At 61.9% G+C, this 16,552-nt stretch carries 13 protein-coding genes; 12 read left to right on the top strand and 1 reads right to left on the bottom strand.

Going from position 1 to position 16,552, the window contains the following annotated elements:
- Nucleotides 1-84: 84 nt before the first annotated feature.
- Nucleotides 85-2,250, bottom strand: coding sequence for an acetate--CoA ligase family protein (locus CQ14_RS29370; RefSeq protein ID WP_057861298.1), 2,166 nt, complete (start codon nucleotides 2,248-2,250; stop codon nucleotides 85-87).
- Between the two features lie 219 nt (nucleotides 2,251-2,469).
- On the opposite strand from CQ14_RS29370, the gene CQ14_RS29365 reads away from it, so the two are divergent.
- The 12 genes from CQ14_RS29365 to CQ14_RS29315 all read left to right on the top strand — a co-directional run bounded on the left by CQ14_RS29365 (nucleotide 2,470) and on the right by CQ14_RS29315 (nucleotide 16,422).
- Nucleotides 2,470-3,165, top strand: coding sequence for a GntR family transcriptional regulator (locus CQ14_RS29365; RefSeq protein ID WP_057837076.1), 696 nt, complete (start codon nucleotides 2,470-2,472; stop codon nucleotides 3,163-3,165).
- A 67-nt stretch (nucleotides 3,166-3,232) separates the two neighbouring features.
- On the top strand, nucleotides 3,233-4,963 hold the full coding sequence (gene oxc, locus CQ14_RS29360; RefSeq protein ID WP_057861393.1) for an oxalyl-CoA decarboxylase: 1,731 nt from the start codon (nucleotides 3,233-3,235) through the stop codon (nucleotides 4,961-4,963).
- A 64-nt stretch (nucleotides 4,964-5,027) separates the two neighbouring features.
- Nucleotides 5,028-6,305, top strand: a complete 1,278-nt coding sequence (frc, locus tag CQ14_RS29355) for a formyl-CoA transferase (RefSeq protein WP_057861297.1) — start codon at nucleotides 5,028-5,030, stop codon at nucleotides 6,303-6,305.
- Nucleotides 6,306-6,507: 202 nt separating this feature from the next.
- On the top strand, nucleotides 6,508-6,645 hold the full coding sequence (locus CQ14_RS44855) for a hypothetical protein (protein ID WP_199805640.1): 138 nt from the start codon (nucleotides 6,508-6,510) through the stop codon (nucleotides 6,643-6,645).
- 486 nt (nucleotides 6,646-7,131) lie between these two features.
- A complete protein-coding gene (locus tag CQ14_RS29350; protein ID WP_057861296.1) occupies nucleotides 7,132-8,145 on the top strand; it encodes a Bug family tripartite tricarboxylate transporter substrate binding protein in 1,014 nt (337 codons plus the stop codon).
- Nucleotides 8,146-8,344: 199 nt separating this feature from the next.
- Complete coding sequence (locus CQ14_RS29345) at nucleotides 8,345-8,842, top strand: tripartite tricarboxylate transporter TctB family protein (protein WP_057861295.1); 498 nt, start codon at nucleotides 8,345-8,347, stop codon at nucleotides 8,840-8,842.
- Nucleotides 8,843-8,869: 27 nt separating this feature from the next.
- Entirely contained in the window at nucleotides 8,870-10,369 is a 1,500-nt protein-coding gene (locus CQ14_RS29340) for a tripartite tricarboxylate transporter permease (protein ID WP_057861294.1), read from the top strand.
- Between the two features lie 222 nt (nucleotides 10,370-10,591).
- The gene (gene oxlT, locus CQ14_RS29335; protein WP_057861293.1) at nucleotides 10,592-11,887 is read left to right on the top strand and encodes an oxalate/formate MFS antiporter; all 1,296 of its coding nucleotides are present in this window, start codon (nucleotides 10,592-10,594) and stop codon (nucleotides 11,885-11,887) included.
- Nucleotides 11,888-12,149: 262 nt separating this feature from the next.
- Complete coding sequence (locus tag CQ14_RS29330; protein WP_057861292.1) at nucleotides 12,150-12,581, top strand: CBS domain-containing protein; 432 nt, start codon at nucleotides 12,150-12,152, stop codon at nucleotides 12,579-12,581.
- A 155-nt stretch (nucleotides 12,582-12,736) separates the two neighbouring features.
- The gene (locus CQ14_RS29325; RefSeq protein ID WP_057861291.1) at nucleotides 12,737-13,825 is read left to right on the top strand and encodes a ketopantoate reductase family protein; all 1,089 of its coding nucleotides are present in this window, start codon (nucleotides 12,737-12,739) and stop codon (nucleotides 13,823-13,825) included.
- A 242-nt stretch (nucleotides 13,826-14,067) separates the two neighbouring features.
- Nucleotides 14,068-15,213, top strand: coding sequence for a fructose-1,6-bisphosphatase (locus CQ14_RS29320; protein ID WP_057861290.1), 1,146 nt, complete (start codon nucleotides 14,068-14,070; stop codon nucleotides 15,211-15,213).
- Nucleotides 15,214-15,234: 21 nt separating this feature from the next.
- A complete protein-coding gene (locus CQ14_RS29315) occupies nucleotides 15,235-16,422 on the top strand; it encodes a 6-phosphofructokinase (protein ID WP_057861289.1) in 1,188 nt (395 codons plus the stop codon).
- Nucleotides 16,423-16,552: the final 130 nt, after the last annotated feature.

Here is a 16,552-nt window from a genome sequence, read left to right as displayed (position 1 = left end):
GATCGGCATGCTCCGTATTTCGTTCGTCAGACAAAAACGCCGCTTCGGATGGTTCTTCCGAAGCGGCATTTGTTGTTGATAAGCTTACAACAGGCCCGCGCCGCGCGCCCACTTGTACTTCGCGCCCAGCACCTCGACCGGCAGTTCGGTCGAATAGGCATAGGCCGGGATGCCGTTCTCGTAGAGATATTCGGCCGCTTCCTCGACCTCGACGTCACCGGCGAGCGAGGCGACGATCGGCTTGACGAAGCCTTTCGCCTCCATCTCCTTCTTCACCTCGACCATGTTGCGGGCAAATACCATCGGCGGCGTGACGATCGTATGCCAGTAGCCGAGGATCAGCGAATGGATGCGCTCATCCGACAGGCCGAGCTTCACCGTGTTGATGTAGGTGATCGGCGGCTCGCCACCGGTGATATCCACAGGATTTCCGGCCGCACCGAACGGCGGAATGAACTTGCGGAAAGCGGCGTCGAGATCCGGCGGCATCGACATCAGCGACAGGCCGTTATCGACGCAGGAGTCCGACAGCAGCACCCCCGAACCGCCGGCGCCGGTGATGATCAGCACGTTCTCGCCCTTCGGCGTCGGCAGCACCGGCACGCCGCGCGCGAATTCGAGCAATTGCCGCAAGCTGCGAGCGCGGATCACGCCCGACTGCCTGAACACGTCCTCATAGATCTTGTCGTTGCCGGCGAGCGCGCCGGTATGCGACGAGGCCGCTTTCGCACCGGCCGAGGTGCGGCCTGCCTTCAGCACCACCACCGGCTTCTTCTTGGAGACGCGCTTGGCGGCTTCCGCAAACGCACGGCCGTCCTTGAGGTCTTCGCAATGCTGCGCGATCAGGTTGGTGTTCGGATCCTGCTCGAAGAAGGCGAGCAGATCGTCTTCGTCGATGTCGGACTTGTTGCCGAGGCCGACGATCGCCGAGACGCCCATCTTCGCCGAGCGAGAGAAGCCGATGATCGCCATGCCGATGCCGCCGGACTGCGACGACAGCGCCGCATGGCCCTTGACGTCGTAGGCGGTGCAGAACGTGGCACAGAGGTTCGACCACGTATAGTAGAAGCCGTAGATGTTCGGCCCCATCAGGCGGACGTTGTACTTCTTGCCGACCTCGACGATCTCGGCCTGCAATTCAGGGGCGCCCGCTTCGGCAAAGCCCGAGGGAATCAGCACGGCGCCGGGAATTTTCTTCTCGCCGCATTCGGCCAGTGCGCCGGCCACGAACTTGGCGGGGATTGCGAACACCGCAGTATCGATCACGCCGGGAACATCCTTGACGCTCTTGTAGGCCTTGTAGCCCAGGATGTCGGGCGCCTTCGGGTGGATCGGATAGATCTCGCCCTTGTAGCCGCCGTTGATGAGATTCTTCATCACGGAGTTGCCGATCTTGCCGTCCTCGGCGGAGGCGCCGATCACGGCAACCGCCTTCGGCTGCATGATGCGGTTCATGGCCGCGACGATCTCTTCGGTCGGGCGCGGCGCCGGACGCGGCTTGTAGTCGAAGTCGACGACAATGCGCACGTCGGCGGCAATCGCGTCCTTTTTGGTGGCGAACACCGGGTTGAGATCGAGTTCGACGATTTCGGGGAAGTCGCTGACGAGCTGCGACACTTTGACAATGACGTCGGCCAGCGCATCACGGCTGACCGGATCGCCGCCGCGCACGCCCTTCAGCATGTCGTGGGCCTGGATGCCGTCGAGCATCGACAGGGCATCGTCCTTGGTGGCGGGCGCGAGACGGAAGGTAATGTCCTTCAGCACTTCGACCAGCACGCCGCCGAGGCCGAACGCCACCAGCTTGCCGAACGAACCGTCGGTGATCGAACCGACGATGACCTCGGTGCCCCCGGCCAGCATCTGCTGGACCTGGACGCCCTCGATCTTGGCGTCGGCCTTATATTTCTTGGCGTTAGCGAGAATGGTGTCATAGGCCTTCTCGGCATCGGCTGCGGTCTTGAGGCCGACCACGACGCCGCCGGCTTCGGTCTTGTGGAGAATGTCCGGCGAGACGATCTTCATCACGACCGGGAAACCCATGCCCGTCGCGAGCTTGGATGCTTCGGCGGCGGATTTCGCCACGCCCTCTTTCGGAACCGGGATGCCATAGGCATCGCACACCAGCTTGCCTTCCGGCGCGGTAAGGCTGGTGCGCTTCTCGGCCTTCACCGTGTCGAGCACCCGGCGGACAGCCTGGTGGGCGCTGGGCTCGGCGATCTTGCGGGCCGCATCTGCAGAATTTGACATTGGCTTCCTCCTGGGGCTAGTTTTATGGCATTTGGTATGCCAGAGATAAGATTGTCAAGACAAACTATCGCGCAGAAACAGCGAAAAAACGGGTGTCTTGACATTCTGGTATTTGGTATGCCAAAAATATTGGGCTATTTCTTCTGCTAAGAAGACGTCTCCAAGAAACGGAGGAGACGAGTCGTGCCCGCACCTAAACAAACCAAGGCGCCGCCTGTCATGGCTGATGCTGACATCGCAATCGTCCGGATCGCGCCGGAGACGAGCTTCAAGAACAAGGCCTATGAGGCCTTGAAGGAAGCCATTCTCAAGATGGACATCTACGCGACACCCGAGCAGGTGATGCTCGACGAGCGTGCACTGTCCGAGCGGCTGGGCGTCAGCCGCACCCCTATCCGCGAAGCCATCGCGATGCTGGAGCAGGATGGCTTCGTCAAAACCGTGCCGCGCCGCGGCATCGTCGTGGTTCGCCGCACCAAGACCGAAATCGTCGACATGATCCGCGCCTGGGCCGCGCTCGAGAGCATGGCCGCTCGCCTGATCACGACCACCGCGCGCAAGAAAGACATCACGGCGCTGCGCGATTTCTTCAAGGATTTCGGCAAGGACCGGCTGCCGCAGGATCATGTCGAGGAATACTCCAAGGCTAACATCGCGTTCCATCAGGCGCTGATCTCGCTGTCGGAATCGCCGGTGCTGGTCGACATGACCAACGACATCCTCTTGCACGTGCGCGGCTACCGCCAACTGACCATCGGGCGGAAGGATCGTACCGCGACTTCACTGCCTGAGCACCTCGCCATTATCGAAGCGCTCGAAGCGCGCGACACGGAACTCGCCGAGAAGCGTGCGCGCGATCACACGCTGGGCCTTGCCGCTTACGTCGAAGCGCACGGCCAGGAACTTTTTAGCTAGACGCAACCTTCGCACCAGAAGACGACCAAAAATCGTCCGAACCAAAACGATCAGGGAGATGAAGCCCATGCTGAATACCGCTACCAAGTCCGAGGCACCGGGCACCGAGCAAGAGCTGACGGATGGCTTTCATCTCGTCATCGATGCGCTCAAGCTCAACGGCATCAATACCATTTACAATGTGCCGGGCATCCCGATCACGGATTTGGGCCGCATGTCGCAGGCCGCCGGTATTCGCGTTATCTCCTTCCGTCACGAACAGAACGCCGGTTATGCCGCTGGCATCGCCGGCTTCCTCACCAAGAAGCCCGGCGTCTGCCTCACCGTGTCGGCGCCCGGCTTTTTGAACGGCCTCACCGCGCTCGCCCACGCCACCACCAACTGCTACCCGATGATCCTGATTTCGGGCTCGTCCGAACGCGAGATCGTCGACCTCCAGCAGGGCGACTATGAAGAGATGGATCAGCTCGCGATCGCCAAGCCACTGTGCAAGGCGGCCTATCGCGTGCTGCACGCCCAGGACATCGGCATCGGTCTTGCCCGCGCGATCCGCGCCGCCGTCTCGGGCCGTCCCGGCGGCGTCTATCTCGACCTGCCGGCAAAACTGTTCGGCCAGGTGATGAATGCCGACGCCGGCCAGCGGTCGCTGGTGAAGGTGATCGACGCCGCTCCCGCGCAGATCCCCTCGCCCGCCTCGGTCAAGCGCGCGCTCGACGTGCTGAAGAGCGCCAAGCGTCCCCTCATCATCCTCGGCAAGGGCGCGGCCTACGCGCAGGCCGACGAGGAAATCAAGAATTTCGTCGAGAAGAGCGGCGTTCCCTTCCTGCCGATGAGCATGGCCAAGGGCCTCCTGCCCGATACCCATCCGCAATGCGCCGGTGCGGCCCGCTCCACCGTGCTGAAGGAATCCGATGTCGTGATGCTGATCGGCGCGCGGCTCAACTGGCTGCTCTCGCACGGCAAGGGCAAGACCTGGGGCGAAGCGCCCAAGAAGTTCATCCAGGTCGACATCGAGCCGAGGGAGATGGACTCCAACGTCGAGATCGTGGCCCCCGTCGTCGGCGACATCGGCTCGGCCGTCTCCGCGTTCATTCAGGCGATGGGTTCGGGGTGGACCGCACCGCCGGCCGACTGGACCAGGGCCGTGCAGTCCAAGCGTGAAGACAACGTCGCCAAGATGGCGCCGAAGCTGATGAACAACAAGTCGCCGATGGATTATCACGGCGCGCTCGGCGTGCTGAAGAACGTCATCAAGGAGCGTCCCGACGCCATCCTTGTCAACGAGGGCGCCAACACGCTCGACCTCGCCCGCGGCGTCATCGACATGTACAAGCCGCGCAAGCGCCTCGACGTCGGCACCTGGGGCGTGATGGGCATCGGCATGGGCCAGGCGATCGCGGCTGCGCTCGAGACCGGCCACCCCGTGCTCGCGGTGGAAGGCGACTCGGCCTTCGGCTTCTCCGGCATGGAGGTCGAGACCATCTGCCGCTACAACCTGCCGATCTGCGTCGTCATCTTCAACAATGACGGCATCTATCGCGGCACCGACGTCAACAACGCCAACTCCGATCCCGCGACCACCGTGTTCGTCAAGGGCGCGCGCTACGACAAGATGATGGAAGCCTTCGGCGGCGTCGGCATCAACGCCACTTCGCCCGACGAATTGAAGCGCGCCGTCAACGAAGCCATGGATTCCGGCAAGCCGACGCTGATCAACGCGGTGATCGATCCGGCGGCCGGCTCCGAGAGCGGCCGCATCGGCAACCTCAACCCGCAGAGCGTTCTGAAAAAGAAATAGCCCCCTTCAACCCATTTCACCCTGCTAGGCGCAGGGCCAACAGACACAGTACGGAGCAAAGACGATGACAAAGGCGCTCACGGGCGTTCGTATTCTCGATTTCACCCACGTTCAGTCGGGTCCGACCTGCACGCAATTGCTGGCCTGGTTCGGCGCCGACGTGATCAAGGTCGAGCGCCCCGGCGTCGGCGACATCACGCGCGGTCAGTTGCAGGACATCCCCAATGTGGACAGCCTGTATTTCACCATGCTGAACCACAACAAGCGCTCGATCACGCTCGACACCAAGAACCCGAAGGGCAAGGAAGTTCTCACCGCGCTGATCAAGAGCTGCGACGTGCTGGTGGAGAATTTCGGCCCCGGCGTGCTCGACCGCATGGGTTTCCCCTGGGAGAAGATCCACGCCATCAACCCGAAGATGATCGTGGCCTCGATCAAGGGCTTTGGCCCGGGACCTTACGAAGACTGCAAGGTCTATGAGAACGTCGCGCAGTGCACCGGCGGCGCGGCATCGACCACCGGCTTCCGCGACGGCCTGCCGCTCGTCACCGGCGCGCAGATCGGCGACTCTGGCACCGGCCTGCATCTGGCGCTCGGCATCGTCACCGCGCTCTACCAGCGCACCCACTCCGGCAAGGGCCAGCGCGTCACCGCCGCGATGCAGGACGGCGTGCTCAACCTCGCCCGCGTCAAGCTGCGCGACCAGCAGCGCCTCGCCCATGGTCCCCTGAAGGAATACAGCCAGTTCGGCGAGGGCATTCCGTTCGGCGATGCCGTGCCGCGCGCCGGCAACGATTCCGGCGGCGGCCAGCCCGGCCGCATCCTCAAGTGCAAGGGCTGGGAGACCGATCCCAACGCCTACATCTATTTCATCACCCAGGCCCCGGTCTGGGAGAAGATCTGCGACGTGATCGGCGAGCCGACCTGGAAGACCGATCCGAACTACGCCAAGCCGCCGGCCCGGCTGCCCCGACTGAACGAAATCTTCGCCCGCATCGAACAGTGGACGATGACCAAGACCAAATTCGAGGCGATGGAAATCCTCAACAAGGACGACATCCCCTGCGGCCCGATCCTGTCGATGAAGGAGATCGCCGAGGACCAGTCGCTGCGCGCCACCGGCACCGTGGTCGAGGTCGATCACCCGACCCGCGGCAAGTACGTCTCGGTCGGCAACCCGATCAAGCTGTCGGACTCGCCGAGCGAGGTCACCCGCTCGCCGCTGCTCGGCGAGCACACCGACGAGATCCTGCGCCAGGTGCTCGGCTTCACCGACCACCAGGTCGCCGAAATCCACGATTCCGGCGCCCTCGACCCGCCGCGCAAGCAGGCGGCGGAATAGGCTCTGTTGTACCCGGAATGCAAAGGCCGCCGGTTTCCGGCGGCCTTTTTCGTTGTGGAATGCCACTTTCGTTAATTTTGCTGCAATGCAACGGGACAATTGCTGCTATGCAAACAAGTCTGTTGTAGCTGGCATCTGGTATACATAATCTATCCCCAGATCACGAAGCGGAATGGTTCCGCGACCAAGAAAAGGGGACATCATGTCCAAGACTGCACCGATCAGCCTCCTGCCCTCCTCCACCCTGCTCGCGCGCGTGATGGCTTCGATCGACCGTCTGCTGACCGCCAGCAGCCACATCGCCGTCCGCAACGGCGACCTGCCCCGATTCGGTCTCTAAGCCTAGAAAACAAGCTATTTTCGAATCGAAGGTCTTTCTTCGGCAAACGGCCTTCGACCTGCCTCCAGCACCAATGGCTCCGGTTTCCGGAGCCATTTTCGTTTGCAGGCCCATCCGGCTTTTTACCATCGTCTGCGACAAATCAGCCCGAACGGCCATCTGCCGCAATAATGGAATTGCATACTGGCATATCGCATACAAAGATGTCCCTGGAGCGCCGCATTGAGAAATAAAAGGGCGCGTGGGGGGACGGCCTTGCGTCATGGGACAGGCAGCCCGATCGGCTACGGAACATGGGTGCGTCCTGTGACTTCCCTTCGCTGCGTATCGCAAATTTGCAATTGGCCGAAAGGAGCGGGTGCCGCGCCGACGGGCCCCTTTTACAATTCCAATCAATGATCGTTGGGAGCAGACAGCCGCCGCGGCATTAAATATACAACAGCGGGAAGCCGGCAAAGACCGGCGCAACCACAGGGAGTGAAACAGATGAAGCACACAGCACAAACCGCGTTGGGCGCAATTGCTGCTTTATGCGCGGTCGGGATCTCCGTCCCTGCAACCGCCGCATGGGAGCCGGTGCGGCCCGTGGAATTTATCGTTCCGGCCGGCACCGGCGGCGGCGCCGATCAGATGGCGCGGACGATCCAGGGAATCGTCACCAAGCACAGCCTGATGAAGCAGCCCATGGTCGTCATCAACAAGTCGGGCGGCGCTGGCGGCGAAGGCTTCCTCGACCTCAAGACCTCGGGCGGAAATCCGCACAAGATCATCATCACACTCTCCAACCTCTTCACCACGCCCCTCGCCACCGGCATCCCGTTCTCCTGGAAGGATCTCACGCCGGTAGCGATGCTAGCGCTCGACGAGTTCGTGCTCTGGGTGAACGCGGAGAAGCCCTACAAGACGGCGAAAGAGTATGTCGATGCGGTGAAGGCGGCGCCCGCGGGCTCCATGAAGATGGGCGGCACCGGCTCGAAGCAGGAAGACCAGATCATCACGGTCGCGGTCGAGAAGGCCACCGGCAGCAAGTTCACCTACATTCCCTACAAGGGCGGCGGTGAAGTCGCCGTGCAGCTCGTCGGCAACCACGTCGATTCGACCGTCAACAACCCGATCGAGGCGGTCGCGCAATGGCGCGGTGGCAAGCTGCGGCCGCTCTGCGTGTTCGACGATCATCCAATGAACTATGACGAGCAGGTCGCGGACGGCAAGAGCTGGAAGGATATTCCCACCTGCAAGTCGCAGGGCCTCGACATCGAATACCTGATGCTGCGCGGCATCTTCATGTCGCCACGGGCCACCAAGGACCAGGTCGAATACTATGTCGAGCTGTTCAAGAAGGTCCGCGCCACGCCCGAATGGCAGGACTTCATGAAGAGCGGCGCGTTCAACACGACCTTCCTCACCGGCGCCGACTACGCCAAGTGGGTCGAGGTCGAGGAAAAGCGTCACGAAACCCTGATGAAGGACGCCGGTTTCCTCGCCGCGCCGGGCAACTGATCGTCGCGGCGGCAGCCGGGATAGCAACTGAAGATACCGGGCCGATCGGGCATGATCGGGAAAAGTGGACACCGGTTTTCCCCCGCAACAAACGCGGAAATGCGTTTGCGTGGAGATCATGCTCAAATCCAAGGACAGAACGGGATGACGATTCGAAGAAGCGTCATCCCGCTCCAGACCGGCCCCGCATGGAGATTTGATGACAACAGGCAGCTCGAGCAAGTCCGGCCCCGCCCATAAACTGGTGGAGGCAGGGATCACGTTGCTGATCGCCCTTTTCGGCGTGATCGTTATCGTCGGCAGCTTGAAAGCCGGCATCAACTGGGGCGCGGAAGGCCCGCGCGCCGGGTTCTTCCCCTTCTATATCGGCATATTCATCGTCGCCTCCAGCGCGATAAACCTGTGGAACGGATTGCGCGAAGACAATGACGGGCTGTTCGCCGAATGGGGACAGCTTCGCCAGGTCATGAGCGTCGTCATCCCGACGGGGATTTATGTCGGCGCCATACCGTTCACCGGATTGTACCTCGCATCGATCATTTTCATCGGATGGTTCATGCGATGGCTCGGCAAGTACCCCTGGGTCACCGTGCTGGCCGTCTCGCTTGGCATGCCCATTGTCACCTATTTCATTTTCGAGCGCTGGTTTCTGGTTCCGCTTCCCAAGGGGCCGGTCGAAGAGTGGCTCGGTCTGTAACTTCATCGCAAGGTCAGGATCACGGGGATGGAAGAGCTCGTTAATCTGTTTCACGGCTTTGCGGTCGCGCTGCAGCCCTTCAACATCATGGTGATGATCGTCGGCATCGTGCTCGGCGTCTTGATCGGCGTGCTGCCGGGATTGGGCGGCGCCAACGGCGTGGCCATCCTGCTGCCGCTGACGTTCAGCATGTCGCCGACATCAGCCATCATCATGCTCTCATGCATCTACTGGGGCGCGCTGTTCGGCGGAGCCATCACTTCAATTCTCTTCAACATACCCGGCGAGCCATGGTCGGTCGCAACCACATTTGACGGCTATCCGATGGCGCAGAAGGGCAAGGCCGGCGAAGCGTTGACGGCCGCCTTCACCTCCTCGTTCGTCGGCGCCCTGTTCGCCGTGGTCATGATCACGCTGGTTGCGCCGCTGGTCGCGAGCTTTGCGCTGCAGTTCGGGCCGGCCGAGAAATTCGCGGTCTATTTTCTGGCGTTCTGCAGTTTCGTAGGCCTCAGCAAGGAGCCGCCGTTCAAGACCATCGCAGCCATGATGATCGGCTTTGCACTTGCCGCCGTCGGTCTCGATTCCATCACCGGACAGTTGCGGCTGACGTTCGGCATCACCCATCTGCTCAACGGGTTCGACTTCCTGATCGCCGTCATCGGCCTGTTCGGCATCGGCGAGATCCTGCTGACGATGGAGGAAGGCCTCGCCTTCCGCGGCGGCACCGCCAAGATCAATCTGCGCGTGGTGCTGCAGACCTGGAAGGAATTGCCCACCTACTGGATCACCTCGCTGCGCTCCTGCCTGATCGGCTGCTGGATGGGCATTACGCCCGCCGGCGCGACCCCCGCCTCCTTCATGAGCTACGGCATCGCCAAGCGGGTAGCGAAGAACGGCAGCAATTTCGGCAAAGGAGAGATCGAAGGCGTGGTCGCGCCGGAGACCGCGGCGCATGCCGCCGGCACCGCAGCGCTGTTGCCGATGCTTTCGCTCGGCGTGCCGGGTTCGCCGACGGCGGCCGTGCTGCTCGGCGGCCTCCTGATCTGGGGCCTGCAGCCCGGACCGATGCTGTTCGTCGAACAGAAGGAATTCGTCTGGGGCCTGATCGCCTCGATGTATCTCGGCAACCTCGTCGGCCTGCTCGTCGTGCTGACCTGCGTGCCGATCTTCGCCGCCATCCTGCGCGTGCCCTTCAGCATCATTGCGCCGCTCATCCTGGTGCTGTGCGCGATCGGCGCCTACTCGGTCCACAGCTCCACGTTCGACGTGATCCTGATGCTGGTGTTCGGCGTGATCGGGTATCTCTTGAAGAAGTGCAATTATCCGCTCGCGCCGTTGGTGCTCGCGATCGTGCTCGGTGACAAGGCGGAAGAAGCCTTCCGGCAGTCGCTACTGGGATCCCAGGGCTCGCTCAGCGTGTTCTTCTCCAACACGCTGGTCAGCTCAATCATGATCCTCGGATTGATCGCGCTGTTCTGGTCGGTCATTCAGCAGGGCTATACCCGCTTGCGCGGCGCGCCCGCCTGAAAGCGAAAACAGGCGCTATCGCCATAAAATCAAACATATTTTTGTCTTGACTTAGGGGCCGTGCGATCTAACGCACGGCCCTTTTCCTTTCGCGGGCGCAGCATTTCCGCGCGCAATGAATTGTGGTAACCCGCCAATATTTCTCTTGTCTACTGGCATAACATATACCAAACTCCGCACTTGAGCTGTCGGCTACAGATTAGAACAGCCTATGGAGGGAAGATGACGGACACAGTGCACGGAGCGGCAGCCCCTGTGGCAGCCCGCGTCAGCGACACCTACCGCTGGACGCAACTAGCTATCGGCGTCCTCGCGATGGTGATGATCGCCAATTACCAATATGGTTGGACTTTCTTCGTCCCGGACATTCAGAAGAAGTTCGGATGGGATCGCGCTTCGATCCAGTGGGCGTTCACGCTGTTCGTGCTGTTCGAGACCTGGCTGGTGCCGGTCGAAGGATGGTTCGTCGATAAATACGGCCCGCGCATCGTCGTCTTCGTCGGTGGCCTCCTCTGCGCCATCGGCTGGGCGATCAACGCGCAGGCGACCTCGCTCAACGGCTACTATCTCGGCATGATCATCGCGGGCATCGGCGCCGGTGGCGTCTATGGCACCTGCGTCGGCAACGCGCTGAAATGGTTTCCCGACAAGCGCGGCCTCGCGGCCGGCATCACGGCGGCCGGATTCGGCGCAGGCTCGGCGCTGACGGTCGCGCCGATCCAGGCGATGATCAAGGACTCCGGCTTCCAGACCACCTTCCTCTATTTCGGTCTCGGCCAGGGCATCATCATCGTGATCCTCGCCTTCCTGATGTTCGCGCCGAAGACGGGACAGGTGCCTGCGGTGACGCAGAACGCCAACATCATCCAGAGCCGGCGCAACTATCAGCCGACCGAGGTGATCCGTCAGCCGATCTTCTGGCTGATGTACTTCATGTTCGTGATCGTCGGCGCCGGCGGATTGATGGTTACCGCCAACCTCAAGCCGATCGCCGTCGACTGGAAGGTCGACAGCGTGCCGGTCACGCTGATGGCGGTGACGATGACGGCGGTGACGTTCGCGGCCACCATCGATCGCGTGCTCAACGGCCTCACCCGTCCCTTCTTCGGCTGGATCTCCGACATGATCGGCCGCGAGAACACCATGTTCATCGCGTTCGGCATGGAAGGCATTGGCATCTGGGGCCTCTACATGCTGGGCCACGATCCGGTGTGGTTCGTGCTGCTGTCGGGTTTCGTGTTCTTCGCCTGGGGCGAGATCTACTCCCTCTTCCCCTCGACCTGCACCGACACGTTCGGCGCGAAGTTCGCGACCACCAATGCCGGCCTGCTCTACACGGCAAAGGGCACTGCGGCGCTCCTGGTGCCGGTAGCGAACTACATGCAGCAGTCCTCGGGCACGTGGGACACCGTGTTCATCGTCGCGGCCGGCGCAAATATCCTGGCCTCGCTGCTGGCGATCGCGGTGCTCAAGCCCTGGCGCAAGGTGGTGGTCGCTAAATCGCAGATGGCCGCCTGACCTGATCGGTCCACGGCAAAACGCGCTCACCCTCCGGGGTGGGCGCGTTTTCTTTTGTCCGGCGGCAACTGGTATACCAGACGACATTTTCGGCTGATCGATACGGCTCCCTGCCCTTTGCTGGCGATCGCGCCTCTCCAGAAATGTCAGTAATACTGCCTATTTATCTCCATCCCATGTGCGAGATTTCCACATTACGCGTGTTGACAATTGGCATTATGTATACCAGACTTGACGCAATAGTTCAGCCAAGGAGGGTGCCATGCTCGTCGGAGATATTCTGCGGAAGAAGACCGCCCGTGTCGCAACGGTTCGCATGAACGAGACCGTCGCCGTTGCCGCGCAATTGATGCGCGCCAGCAATATCAGCGCGCTGGTCGTCAAGGATGTCGTCCGCACCGAAGGCAACACGGCTGTCGGCATGTTCACCGAACGCGACGTCGTTCGCGCCGTTGCCGCACACGGCGCCGCCGGCGTGAACATGCGCGTTTCGCAATTCATTTCGGTGCAGCAGCTCGTCTCCTGCACCTCGACCGAGACGCTCGAGCATGTCCGTCACCTCATGAGCAAGCATCACATCCGCCACGTGCCGGTGATCGACAATTACAGCCTGATCGGCGTCATCAGCATTCGTGACATCACGACTGCGTTTGACGACGAAGCAACGCCCTTCACGCTGGCCGCGTCGGCCTGACCGGTCACTTCGAACTCCGCCGGCATTCCCTGCGGCTGCACGCCCGGGGAAGCCGGCATCGCACCGCAAATTCGGCTTACCCCCTGTCGCAAAGCAGGCGCTCGCAAATCTGCGCCGGAGTACTGGCGCGCCGGAAATCATCTGTGGGAGGGCGCATGGCGCGCAACATTCTGATCCTTGGAGCCTCGTACGGCTCATTGCTGGCGACCAAGCTTTTGATGGCGGGTCACAACGTGACCCTGGTTTGCCGGAAGCAGACGGCCGAAATCATCAATCGCGACGGCACCGAAGTGCGCATCAAACTGCGGGACGAAGCGACCCACCGTCCGATCTTCTCGCGCGACCTGCCCGGGATCCTCGACGCGGCCGAGCCCGCTGGCGTCGATCTTGCCCGCTATGATCTGGTTGGTCTTGCGATGCAGGAGCCGCAATACGTCGACCATGCGATCCGCCTTCTGATGATTGAGATCGCCGAGGCGAAGCTGCCTTGTCTTTCGATCATGAACATGCCGCCCCTGCCCTATCTCCGGCGGATTCCGGCGCTGGCGAACATGGAGCTGGACGAGGCCTATACCAATGCCGCGGTATGGGAACGGTTCGAGCCGGGCCTGGTGTCGCTCTGCTCACCTGATCCGCAGGCCTTCCGTCCACCGGAAGAGGCGGCGAACGTTCTTCATGTCGGCCTGCCGACAAACTTCAAGGCAGCGTCATTTGCGGATGAGAAACATAATCTGCTGCTTCGGGAGCTGGAAGCCGACATCGATGCGGTGAAGCTGGATGGCCAGGACGTTCCGGTGAAGCTCAAAGTATTCGATTCGATGTTCGTCCCTCTGGCCAAATGGTCGATGCTGTTGACGGGGAATTATCGCTGCATCACCCAGCAGGAGCCGCAATCGATCCGCGACGCCGTGCACGGCGATATCGGTCTCTCGCAGTCGATCTATGACCATGTCGATGCCATCGCCCAGCGTCTGGGCGCCGATCCCACCGATCAGGTACCTTTCGAGAAATACGCCAAGGCGGCAGAAAGCCTTCTCAAGCCCTCCTCGGCGGCCCGCGCGGTGGCTGGCGGCGCGCCTTGCATCGAGCGCGTCGACCTCCTGGTGAAGTTGATCTCGCATCAGCTCGGCGTGCCCAATGCCGAAATCGACCGGACGGTCCAGATCGTCAATCAGAAACTGAACGAGAGCGTCGTCGCGAACGGATCCGACGCGTCGCGAGGTGCTCCAGTCCCGGCGAAGTAGAACCTTACCGTGCCGGCGCCGACCACGCAGCCGGCGAGGATCGCCGGCCTCCATGATGGAACGGTGTTTCCGGCGCCGGATGCAGGAACTCCGGCGGTTGCGTGATGCTGCGGCCCAGCGGGACCAACCGGCATTCGTGGAACCTAACGGAACATCAGGCGTTCTTTCGCGAATGAGCAGCGCCGTCGCCCCGGCGCAGCAAGCGCCGAGGCGCTGTGCTGTGCTGGTCGGAGGGAATGCTCATGAAACTCACTCTTTCGGTCATCAAGGCTGACGTCGGCTCTGTCGGGGGCCATACCAAACCGTCCTCACGGATGATGGCGACTGTCGATCGCGAGGTCGGCAAGGCGATCGCCAATGGTCTCTTGATCGACGGCTTCGTCTGCCACACCGGCGACGACATTGCGATCATCATGACGCACACATGGGGCGAAGGGGACCCCGAGGTACATCAATTCGCCTGGAAAACGTTTCTCGCGGCGACGTCGATCGCGAAGACCTCCGGCCTCTACGGCGCGGGCCAGGATCTTCTGGTCGACGCGCCTTCCGGAAACGTTCGCGGCGCCGGACCGGCCGTCGCGGAGCTCAGCTTCGACCACAGCCTCTCGGGGTCGAGGCCCGCCGAGTCCTTCATGGTGTTCGCCGCCGACAAATGCGGCCCCGGCGCCTACAATTTGCCGCTCTACCTCGCCTTCGCCGATCCCATGTATTGTGCCGGGCTGATGCTGCCGCCGATGATCAAGGGTTTCCGTTTCCATGTCATCGACATGGACCACACGGCTGGCGACAGCGTGATCGAACTCGACGCGCCCGCGGACAGCTACCACATTGCAGCACTGCTCCGCGACAATGAGCGCTTTGGGATCGATCGCATTGTTTCTCGAACCCATAACGAGGTTGTCACCGCTGTTTCGGCGCAGCGTCTCCACTCGATCGCAGGCAAGTACACCGGCAAGGACGATCCGGTCGCGATCGTCAGGAACCAGGGGATTTTCCCGGCGCCTGAAGAAATCGTCTCGCCGTTCGCGAAGGCGCACTTCGTAGGCGGCGATGCGCGGGGCTCGCACGTGATGCCGCTGATGCCTGTGCCGCTGAACACAGCGGTGACAGGCATGTACTGCCTGCCGATCGTCTCCTGCGCCGGCTTCTCCATCGACAAGGACGGCCGATTTTCGGAGTCCTTTACCGATTTCTTCGACAACCCGGCGTGGGACGAGGTCCGCCGGCTCGCCCAGCGCAAGGCAATCGAGATGCGCAGCCAGGGCTGGTCTGGTGCCGCGATGCTGCCCTATTCCGAGCTGGAGTATGGTGGCTTCCGCGACACCGTGTCCTCGCTGCTGAAGCGCTTTCAGGTGCGCGAGGAGCGCAAGCCGGAAGCGGCCGAATAAGGGATCGCCCGCGAGGTGAGTATGGCAAAAAGGCGCATCGGCATTCTCACGGGCGGCGGCGACGTTCCCGGCCTCAACGCTGTGATCAAGAGCGTGACCTATCGCGGCAGCGAGAACGACATCGAGGTCGTCGGCCTCCGCCGTGGTTGGGAGGCCCTCACGCACGTGAACCTCGAGGACCCGGCCTCCAGGTCCCACTACATCATCCCGCTGAACCGTGACAACACGCGCACGATAGACCGGAGCGGCGGCACGGTGCTGCACTCGAGTCGCACCAATCCATCCAAGATGAAGAAGTTGCCGGATCATCTCGCAGGCAGGGACTTTCCAGCCTCGTCCAGCACCAAGGGCGGCATCGCAACCAGGACGTGGGACGTTTCTGGCCAGGTGCTGGCCAACCTCTCGGGGCTCGGCATCGAGCACCTGATCGCCATCGGCGGCGACGACACGCTCAGTTACGCAGCCAGGCTCAACGAACTCGGCGTCAAGATCATCGCCATTCCGAAGACCATGGACAATGACGTCCGCAATACCGAGTACTGCATCGGCTTCTCGACCGCGATCACCCGCGCCAGCGATGCCATCCAACGGCAGCGCACCACTGTCGGTTCGCACGAGCGAATCGGCATCTTCCGCGTCTTTGGCCGCGATGCCGGATTTACGGCGCTCTACACCGCATACGCCACCTCGATACGGTGCGTCATACCCGAGTACAGGGTCGATCTCGACAAGCTGATCCGGTTGCTCCTCGAGGAGAAGCGCGCCAACCCGAGCAACTACGCGCTGGTCGTGCTGAGCGAGGGCGCCGCTTGGGAGGGCTACGAGGTGCAGGAATATGGCGAGCCCGATGCCTACGGCCATCGCAAGAAGGCGAGCGTGGCGGAATCGTTCGCCGACGAGATCAAGCGGCGCGTCGGCGAGGAGACGATCACGTCCGACCTCACCTACGACCTGCGATCCGGCAATCCGGACTTCATGGACAAGCTCGTGGCCCTGACGTTCGGTAACATGGCCTACGATGCCATCCTCGAGGGCAAGACCGGCCTCATGTCGGCGCTGGTGGAGGGACGCTACGACCTCGTGCCCATCCCTGACGCCAAGCTCGGGCCACGCAAACTGGACGTCGCCAGCACCTACAACACGGAGCGCTACCGCCCGATCTACGGCAACAAGCGAGGGCTGCCGATCTTTCTCAACCGCGCGTCATAGGGGTGGCTGTGCTAACTCAGGACCTCGTGCCGAGAATGAAGGGGTCAGGCCATGGAGATCGAACGCACTACATTCGGCACCATCACGATTGACGGAATGACCTATGAACACGACGTGATCATTCGTCTCT

The sequence above is a fragment of the Bradyrhizobium lablabi genome, assembly GCF_001440475.1.
GTDB lineage: Bacteria > Pseudomonadota > Alphaproteobacteria > Rhizobiales > Xanthobacteraceae > Bradyrhizobium > Bradyrhizobium lablabi.
This window is presented reverse-complemented; position numbering and strand designations above follow the sequence as displayed.

What these genes read in the sequence shown, in the direction of transcription:
- CQ14_RS29370 (WP_057861298.1), bottom strand. Translation starts at nt 2,250, where the DNA reads ATGTCAAATTCTGCAGATGCGGCCCGCAAGATCGCCGAGCCCAGCGCC.
- frc (WP_057861297.1), top strand. Translation starts at nt 5,028, where the DNA reads ATGACAAAGGCGCTCACGGGCGTTCGTATTCTCGATTTCACCCACGTT.
- CQ14_RS29340 (WP_057861294.1), top strand. Translation starts at nt 8,870, where the DNA reads ATGGAAGAGCTCGTTAATCTGTTTCACGGCTTTGCGGTCGCGCTGCAG.
- CQ14_RS29320 (WP_057861290.1), top strand. Translation starts at nt 14,068, where the DNA reads ATGAAACTCACTCTTTCGGTCATCAAGGCTGACGTCGGCTCTGTCGGG.
- CQ14_RS29315 (WP_057861289.1), top strand. Translation starts at nt 15,235, where the DNA reads ATGGCAAAAAGGCGCATCGGCATTCTCACGGGCGGCGGCGACGTTCCC.
- CQ14_RS29350 (WP_057861296.1), top strand. Translation starts at nt 7,132, where the DNA reads ATGAAGCACACAGCACAAACCGCGTTGGGCGCAATTGCTGCTTTATGC.
- CQ14_RS29325 (WP_057861291.1), top strand. Translation starts at nt 12,737, where the DNA reads ATGGCGCGCAACATTCTGATCCTTGGAGCCTCGTACGGCTCATTGCTG.
- CQ14_RS29365 (WP_057837076.1), top strand. Translation starts at nt 2,470, where the DNA reads ATGGCTGATGCTGACATCGCAATCGTCCGGATCGCGCCGGAGACGAGC.
- oxlT (WP_057861293.1), top strand. Translation starts at nt 10,592, where the DNA reads ATGACGGACACAGTGCACGGAGCGGCAGCCCCTGTGGCAGCCCGCGTC.
- CQ14_RS29330 (WP_057861292.1), top strand. Translation starts at nt 12,150, where the DNA reads ATGCTCGTCGGAGATATTCTGCGGAAGAAGACCGCCCGTGTCGCAACG.
- oxc (WP_057861393.1), top strand. Translation starts at nt 3,233, where the DNA reads ATGCTGAATACCGCTACCAAGTCCGAGGCACCGGGCACCGAGCAAGAG.
- CQ14_RS29345 (WP_057861295.1), top strand. Translation starts at nt 8,345, where the DNA reads ATGACAACAGGCAGCTCGAGCAAGTCCGGCCCCGCCCATAAACTGGTG.
- CQ14_RS44855 (WP_199805640.1), top strand. Translation starts at nt 6,508, where the DNA reads ATGTCCAAGACTGCACCGATCAGCCTCCTGCCCTCCTCCACCCTGCTC.